Origin of the sequence: Lysobacter antibioticus (genome assembly GCF_001442535.1) — a bacterium.
GTDB classification, from domain to species: Bacteria; Pseudomonadota; Gammaproteobacteria; order Xanthomonadales; family Xanthomonadaceae; genus Lysobacter; species Lysobacter antibioticus.
The window spans coordinates 5,273,174-5,281,122 of sequence record NZ_CP013141.1 but is presented as its reverse complement, the minus strand read 5'-3'; the positions used below and the strand labels follow the sequence as shown (position 1 = coordinate 5,281,122).

The 7,949-nt window shown below is 66.6% G+C and carries 4 protein-coding genes; 3 read left to right on the top strand and 1 reads right to left on the bottom strand.

What is annotated here, in order from left to right:
• Positions 1-272 precede the first annotated feature (272 nt).
• The 3 genes from GLA29479_RS21275 (at position 273) to GLA29479_RS21265 (ending at position 5,265) form a co-directional block, all read left to right on the top strand.
• Positions 273-1,652, top strand: a complete 1,380-nt coding sequence (locus GLA29479_RS21275; RefSeq protein ID WP_057919042.1) for a dicarboxylate/amino acid:cation symporter — start codon at positions 273-275, stop codon at positions 1,650-1,652.
• Positions 1,653-1,957: 305 nt separating this feature from the next.
• Positions 1,958-3,958 carry a transketolase gene (gene tkt / locus GLA29479_RS21270; RefSeq protein ID WP_057919041.1) on the top strand — a complete coding sequence of 667 codons (2,001 nt, stop codon included), beginning with the start codon at positions 1,958-1,960 and terminating at the stop codon, positions 3,956-3,958.
• 173 nt (positions 3,959-4,131) lie between these two features.
• Positions 4,132-5,265: an acyltransferase family protein gene (locus GLA29479_RS21265; protein WP_057972785.1), complete on the top strand. Its 1,134-nt coding sequence runs from the start codon at positions 4,132-4,134 to the stop codon at positions 5,263-5,265.
• A 595-nt stretch (positions 5,266-5,860) separates the two neighbouring features.
• On the opposite strand, the gene GLA29479_RS25870 is transcribed toward GLA29479_RS21265, so the two are convergent.
• Positions 5,861-7,948, bottom strand: coding sequence for an acetyl-CoA hydrolase/transferase C-terminal domain-containing protein (locus GLA29479_RS25870; RefSeq protein ID WP_057972784.1), 2,088 nt, complete (start codon positions 7,946-7,948; stop codon positions 5,861-5,863).
• Position 7,949: the final 1 nt, after the last annotated feature.

Below are 7,949 nucleotides of genomic sequence, written 5' to 3'. Positions count from 1 at the left end.
CGCCAGGCCTTTGCCCAGGGCCCGTCGTGGCGCGAGGTGGAGCAGACGGCAGCATCGCCGTTGCCGCCGCTGTATCCGCCGCGCGCGCCGTCCTGAGCGAGCCAGGCTTGAGCGAGTCCTTCTGAACCGGCCGGCGCGCTGAGCGGGCGCCGCGATCGCCGTTCAGCCCGCCAACTCGTGCTCCGCCGGCCTCGACCGGCGCGGCTGCGACGCAGCAAGGCCGTCGCGGGCCCCTGGTGTATCCTGCCCGCTGTTTGGGCCAGGCCGGATTCATGAGCGAAAACCTTAACGCGCGCAAGCCGCTGCCGTTGCATTGGAAGATGGCGATCGGCTTCCTCGCGGGCCTCGTCCTCGGCCTGATCGTCTACGCCGCCGGCATCGGCAGCGTTACCTACGCGCAACTGGCCGGCCAGGTCTGTCCGGCTACCACGGCCGGCGCCGACGTCGCCTGGCAGTGCCGCCCGCTGCTCAAGCTGCTCACCGAAACCGTCACCGGCCCGGCCGGCGAAATCTTCCTGCGCCTGATCTTCATGCTGGTGATCCCGCTGCTGTTCTCGGCGCTGGTCATGGGCGTGAGCGAGATGGGCGACATCCGTTCGTTCGGCCGGGTCGGCTGGCGCACGCTCGGCCTGACCGTGCTGATGTCGGCGCTGGCCGTGATCCTCGGCCTGGTCATGGTCAACCTGTTCCAGCCCGGCGCCGGCGTCGACCCGGCCCAGGCCCAGTTGTTGATGAGCGAGAACGCCGAGCGCGCGCAGAGCATCGTCCAGGGCAGCGCCAACGCGCCCAAGGGCATTCAGATGCTGGTCTCGATCGTGCCCAGCAACGTCATCCAGGCCGCCGCCAACGACGCCATCCTCGCGGTGATGTTCTTCGCCCTGATGATCGGCGTGGGCATGGTGCTGACCCGTTCCAAGGCGGTGGACACCCTGCGCGAAGGCATCCAGGGCCTGTTCGACATCTCCATGACCCTGATCGGCCTGGTCATCAAGCTGGCGCCGTACGCGGTGTTCTGCTTCATGTTCAACCTGGCCTCGGCGTTCGGCTGGGACCTGTTGTTCAAGCTGGCCAAGTACGTCGCGGTGGTCGTCGCCGCGCTCGCCATCCACCTGTTCGTGGTCTATTCGCTGGCGCTGAAGTTCATCGGCGGCCGCTCGCCGATGGAGTTCTTCCGCGGCGTGCAGGAGGCGATGGTGCTGGCGTTCTCGACCGCGTCGAGCAACGCCACCCTGCCGACCGCCTTGCGCGTGGCCGAAGACGAACTGCACCTGCCGCGGCGCGTCTCGCGCTTCGTGCTGACCGTCGGCGCCACCGCCAACCAGAACGGCACCGCCTTGTTCGAAGGCGTCACGGTGATCTTCCTGGCCCAGTTCTTCGGCGTCGACCTGAGCCTGGGTCAGCAGGTGATGGTGATGCTGGTGTGCATCCTCGGCGGCATCGGCACCGCCGGCGTGCCCTCGGGCTCGCTGCCGGTGGTGGCGATGATCTGCGCCATGGTCGGCGTGCCGGCCGAAGGCATCGGCCTGATCCTCGGCGTCAATCACTTCCTCGACATGTGCCGGACCACGCTCAACGTCACCGGCGACATCGCCATCGCGGCGATGGTGTCGCGCGGCGTCGCCGATCCGCCGGCCGAAAGCCTGTCGGACTGAGGCCGCTGCCCGAGCGCACGAAAAACCCGCCTGAACGGCGGGTTTTTCGTTTGCGCCGCGCCGGCGCGACAGTCGGCACGCTCGGCCCGGCGGGCTTCGTGGCCGAGTGCACCGATCGCTTGTGGCGAGCGTGCCGATCCTGCCCTCAGAGCAGGCCCGGCGCGGTTTTCCGCGCATTTGCAAGCCCGGCGTGCGGCTTTCGGCCAGTGGTTCGGGGCGACACGGCGGCGCCGGGATGGGACAATGGCGGCTCTTCGCCGGTCCCGTCGGGAGCGGCTTCCAAGCCCCCAAGCATGCAGACTCCCATGACGACGCACAGCCGCCGCGACCTTGCCAACGCCATTCGTTTCCTCGCCATCGACGCGGTGCAGGCCGCCAACTCCGGTCATCCGGGCATGCCGATGGGCATGGCCGACATCGCCGAGGTGCTCTGGAACGACTACCTGACCCACAACCCGAACAATCCGAAGTGGTTCAACCGCGACCGCTTCATTTTGTCCAACGGCCACGGCTCGATGCTGCAGTACGCATTGCTGCACCTGTCCGGCTACGACCTGTCGATCGAAGACCTCAAGCGCTTCCGCCAGCTCGAGTCCAAGACCCCGGGCCACCCGGAAAACTTCATGACCCCGGGCGTGGAGACCACCACCGGTCCGCTCGGCCAGGGCCTGGCCAACGCGGTCGGCATGGCGCTCGGCGAGAAGCTGCTCGCACAGCGCTTCAACCGTCCCGAGTTGAGCATCGTCGATCACCGCACCTGGGTGTTCATGGGCGACGGCTGCCTGATGGAGGGCATCTCGCACGAAGCCGCTTCGCTCGCCGGCACCTGGGGCCTGGGCAAACTGGTCGCATTCTGGGACGACAACAAGATCTCCATCGACGGCAACACCGACGGCTGGTTCACCGACGACACGCCGGCGCGCTTCGAGGCCTACGGCTGGCGGGTGATCCGCAACGTCAACGGTCACGATGCGGTCGAGATCAAGACCGCCATCGACACCGCGCTCAAGCACGACGACAAGCCGACCTTGATCTGCTGCCGCACCACCATCGGCTTCGGCTCGCCGGCCAAGGCCGGCAAGGAATCCTCGCACGGCGCGCCGCTGGGCAAGGACGAAATCGCCGCGACCCGCGCCGCGCTGGAATGGCCGTACGGCGACTTCGAAATTCCCGAAAGCATCTACGACGGCTGGCGTTCGCGCAGCACCGGCCTGGTCCGCGAGGACCAGTGGAACCGTCTGTTCGACGCCTATGCCGCGCGTTACCCGGACGAAGCCGCCGAGCTGACCCGCCGTTCGCACGGCGAGCTGCCCGACGACTTCCTCGCCCAGGCCAACGCCTACATCGCCAAGCTGCAGGCCGACGGCCCGACCATCGCCTCGCGCAAGGCCTCGCAGATGGCGATCGAAACCTTCGCGCCGCTGCTGCCGGAACTGATCGGCGGTTCCGCCGACCTGGCCCATTCCAATCTGACCCTGTGGAAGGGCAGCAAGTCGGTCGCGACCGACGACCCGAACGCCAACTACATCTATTACGGCGTGCGCGAATTCGCGATGACCGCGATCAGTAACGGCCTGCAGTTGCACGGCGGTTTCATTCCCTACGACGCCACCTTCCTGGTGTTCAGCGACTACGCCCGCAATGCCGTGCGCATGAGCGCGCTGATGGGCGCGCACGCGATCCACGTCTACACCCACGATTCGATCGGTCTCGGCGAAGACGGCCCGACCCACCAGCCGGTCGAGCACCTGGCTTCGCTGCGCTACATCCCGGACAACGACGTCTGGCGTCCCTGCGACGCGGTCGAGTCGGCGGTGTCGTGGCGCGCGGCGATCGAGCGCAAGGACGGCCCGAGCTGCCTGATCTTCTCGCGTCAGAATCTGATGCATCAGCCGCGCAACGACGAGCAGGTCAAGCAGATCGCGCTCGGCGGCTACGTGCTGCGCGACAGCGAGGGCACGCCCGACGCGATCCTGATCGCGACCGGTTCCGAAGTCGGCCTGGCCACTCAGGCCGCCGACGCGCTCAGCGCCGAAGGCCTCAAGGTGCGCGTGGTGTCGATGCCGTCGAGCGACGTGTTCGACCGCCAGCCGTTCGAATACCGCGAATCGGTGCTGCCCAATGCGGTGCGCAAGCGCGTCGCGATCGAGGCCGGCGTCACCGGCTTCTGGCGCAAGTACGTCGGCCTGGACGGCGACGTGATCGGCATCGACGGTTTCGGCGCGTCGGCTCCGGCCGAGGCCCTGTTCCCGCACTTCGGCTTCACCGTCGAGCGCGTGGTGTCGGCGGTCAAGAACCTGGCGTGATCGGTTATGCAGGCCGCGCCGCCGCTGGCGGCGTGGGCCTGCAAGGCGAGGTGCGACGACACTCCGGCTAGCGGCATGACGAGGCTCGGGGCCAATGCGGAACCGAGCCGGATGACGCCCCTCTGCGGATCGCGCCGACGACCGTGTCCTTCCTTAGCTGCCGAGGCCGTGGCATGGCACAAGACCTCAATACCGAGCCGCTGCAGTTCCGGCTGCCCCAGTTGGATGCGCTGCGCGGCCTGGCCGCCTTGTATGTCGTGATCTATCACGTCATGGCGATGGCCGATCCCGATCTCGCCGTGCCAGCGGCGCTCCTGCCTTTCGTCGGCATGGGCGGCACCGGTGTCGCCCTGTTCTTCGTCATGAGTGCGTTTTCGTTGTGCCTGACCTGGCCGCGCCATGCCGCATCGGGCGCCGCCTTGCGCAGTTTTTATCTGAGCCGGTGGTTCCGCATCGCGCCGTTGCTGCTGGTGTTGCTGGCGGTGATGTTGCTCAAGGACCAACTGCGCGAGCCGGCCCGCTACGGCGTTGCCGAGACGGTCTGGAACGTATCGATGCTGTTCGGCCTGTCGCCGGATTGGCAGCCCGGCATCGTCATGGGCAGTTGGACCATCGGCGTCGAGGTGCTGTTCTACCTGCTGTTCCCGCTGTTCGCCATCTGGGTGCGCGGGCTGCTCGGACAGGTGCTGTTGCTCGCACTGGCGTTCGCGCTGTCGCTATGGGCGGCCGGGCTGCCGGCGCCGTTCGCGCACCTGGGCGGTGTTTATGGAGCCTTGACGCATTGGCCGGTATTCGCCTGGGGTTGTGTCCTGTTTCAGCTCTGGCTGTCTCTGCGCGACAGGCCGCAGCGCATTCTTCGGCCACTCGGCATCGCCTTGTTGCTGATGGGTGTCGTCGGCAACGCCTTGCTGTTCTATCGTCTGCTGCCGCCCGTGCCTGGGCTGAACGATTGGTACCAGTGCGCCCTGTTCTACGGTGCGATGTTGCTGGGTCTGTTGCTGGCCAATAATCGCTTGCTGGTGAATCGCGCAACCTGCTTCCTGGGCACGATCAGCTACTCGCTGTATCTCGTGCATCCGTTCGTGGTGTCGCGGCTGTACGGCGTGTTCGCACGGTTGTACGAGCATCTGCCGCCGGGTGCGGCGTATGCCGGGTGTGCGGCGATCAGTCTGGCGCTGGCGATTCCCGCGGCTTGGTTGACCTATCGTTTCGTCGAGAAGCCGGGCATTCGCCTCGGCCATCGTCTGTTCGCTTGCCTGTCGGCGCGCAAGCGGGCGCCTGCGGGCGAGACGCAGGGCGCCTACTGACGGAAGGTCTGCTCTTGCTTGAGGATTGGAACGTCGCGAATCCTTCTCCTGTAGGAGCGGCGTAAGCCGCGACCGCGTCGAATCAATCTCGCGCCGATGCCGGCCGCCTCGCGCCGATGCCGGCCGCAGCCTGTCAGAGTAGGAGCGGCGTCCTACTGGATTTCCTTCGGTCACAAGCCGCGACCGCGTCGTTTCAGTCTCGCGGCGGATCAGTTAAGCAAGATCAAGATCAAGATCAACCGCTAAAAGCTTCCGCCACTAAAGCGGCAGGTTACTTTCTTTTGTCATAAGCAACAAAAGAAAGGTAACCAAAGAAAAATGCTTTCTTTTGAATCACAGGCTCGCACGTTCGATGCATTCGCAGGGATTTTTCATACGGGACATCCCTGTCCCGATGAAAAACGGCGCGCATCCCTGCGCGCCGCCCTCCGGGTCTTCTTTAGCCGTCGCTAGTGCCAAGCGACGCACAGTCACAGCAACCGCAAAATCTTTACGGCAACGGCAACGGCAACGGCAACGGCGGCGAACCTGGATGGACTTACGGTTCGCAGCGCCTCGATGGGTTGGCGTTGGGCACTGCGCCAACGAATAGAGCTCAGCTGTCCTGGCCTTGCGCCAATGCCCACGACAGCAGGCGCGCCTGCAGTTTGTCGCCTAGGCTCGCCGGCTTTTCCAGGTCCATGCGCTGCAAGGCCTCTTGGTCGCGGCCGCTGTTGGAGAACAAGGCCCGCAGTACGGTTCGCACGGTGCCCGCGCGCGTGGTGGTGCCGGCCTTGAGCAGGCCGAGCGCCTTGACCAGGCGTTGCTCGACTTCGGTGAAATCGCTGCCGAGCGGATAGTCGGGCAGGGTGCCGTCGGCGCGGAACGGGGCGAGCGATTGGCGCAAACGATCCGGGGTGTTGGCGCCGCCGCGCGCGTTCGACGCCGGCTCCGCCGCGCTTGGCGCCAGCTTGCCAGAGGCGCGCGCGGCTTCGCGCAGGGCGTCGGCGAAGCGGATGTCGGCGATCGCGCACATCGCCTCGATGCAGTCCTCGTCGGTCTTGCCGCGCAGGTGGGCGATGCCGTACTCGGTGATGTAGACGTCGCGCAGATGGCGCGGGATGGTGGCCTGGGCGTAGTTCCAGACCACGTTGGAGCGCGTCGTGCCGGCGCTTTCGCGGGTCGAACGCAGCATCAGCACCGAGCGCGCGTTCGGCAGCGCATGCGCCATGGCGACGAAGTTGTATTGGCCGCCCACGCCGGAGACCACACGGCCGTCGTCGAGCGTGTCGGACACTGCCGCGCCGAGCGCGGTGGCCATCATGCAGCTGTTGAAGAAGCGCGCGTCGCGGCGTTGCAGGCGTTCGAGCGTCTCGTTGCCGCCGTAGAGTTCGTTGACTTCGCTGATCCGGCGCATGCCGATGCCGCACCGTTGTTCGTCCGACAAGGTGCGCAGCCACTGATAGAAGTCCGGCGAGCCCAGATAGAAGCCGCCCTGCAAGAATTCGCCTTCGTTCTCGAGCCGCGCGCGATCCTCGGCGCTCGCGCTGCCGTCGTCGAGCCGGCGCATGAGGTCGAGATCGTCGACGACCTTGCGCTTGATCACGCCGACTTCGACGAGACGCCGAAACCCTTCGTTGATCATCTCGGAACATCCAAAAAGCCCGACGCTAAATGGTCCAAGCGGCGCAACTGGCGCCTTCGCGTTACGCCCCGAGCTCAGGTCATTGGCACTGGAAGCGGTTTGACCAAGCGGCGCAACCGGCGGCATCGCGTTACGGTCTCCGGCGAGGTCACCCTGCAACGGAGCTGTGGTCCCGAGCGGCGCAACCGCCTCGTCCACCCCGATCCCCAACGCCTTCACCACCCGCAAGTACGCTGCATTGTCGGTATGCCGCAACGCCAGCGCATGGCAGAGCGCATCGGCCAGGGTGCCGATGCCGATCTGCAGGGTGCCGCCGTCGCGCACCAGGGTGCTGGCATAGAAGCCGATCGCGTAGTCGGCGTCGGCAACCGGTTGCCGCGGCAGCCCGAACAGCTTCGGGTGCGGGCCCGGCGGCGTCACCACCGCGTCGAAGAAGCGGGGATCGACCGTGGCGCTGCCGCCGAGCCAGGGCAGGTGCGGATCGACTTCGGCGATCAGCACCGGCCGCGGCAGGCCGCGGGCGACGATCGCGTCGACCGCATCGCAGGTCAGGTCGGTATTGCACGACAAGGACAGGCGGTTGCCGCCGGGTTCGGCCGCGACCTTCTGCACGATGGCGTTGACGCCGCGGTCGGCCAGGGCGCGCGCGACATGGGTGTAGTTGAGGCTGGCGTAGCGGCGCTGGGCCGCCACGGCGTTGAGCAGCGCGCCCGATTGCAGATAGAACTCTTCGATCTCGATATGCGCCGGCAGGGTGTTGCGCTTGAGCGCCTGTACATAGCGCAGGCGCGGGAAATCGTCGCCGAAATGGCGATGCGCGAACGGGCCGACGAAACGCCCCTCCAGACCTTTGCCGGCTGCAGGAGGATCCAGCGACAGCGCCGTGTACAGATGCAGGGGGCGCGCGGTTTCGCGTTCGGCCCGGGCGTACAGCGCATTGAGCAGCCGATGCGGCTTGCCCAGGCCGAGCGGGGCGCCGACATGCAGCGGACCTTCGATGCGGTCGTAGAGGAAAGCGACGGCGGCGTCGAGCGAATCGAAATGGGCGGGATCGGTCATG

What these genes read in the sequence shown, in the direction of transcription:
- GLA29479_RS21275 (WP_057919042.1), top strand. Translation starts at nt 273, where the DNA reads ATGAGCGAAAACCTTAACGCGCGCAAGCCGCTGCCGTTGCATTGGAAG.
- GLA29479_RS21265 (WP_057972785.1), top strand. Translation starts at nt 4,132, where the DNA reads ATGGCACAAGACCTCAATACCGAGCCGCTGCAGTTCCGGCTGCCCCAG.
- tkt (WP_057919041.1), top strand. Translation starts at nt 1,958, where the DNA reads ATGACGACGCACAGCCGCCGCGACCTTGCCAACGCCATTCGTTTCCTC.
- GLA29479_RS25870 (WP_057972784.1), bottom strand. Translation starts at nt 7,948, where the DNA reads ATGACCGATCCCGCCCATTTCGATTCGCTCGACGCCGCCGTCGCTTTC.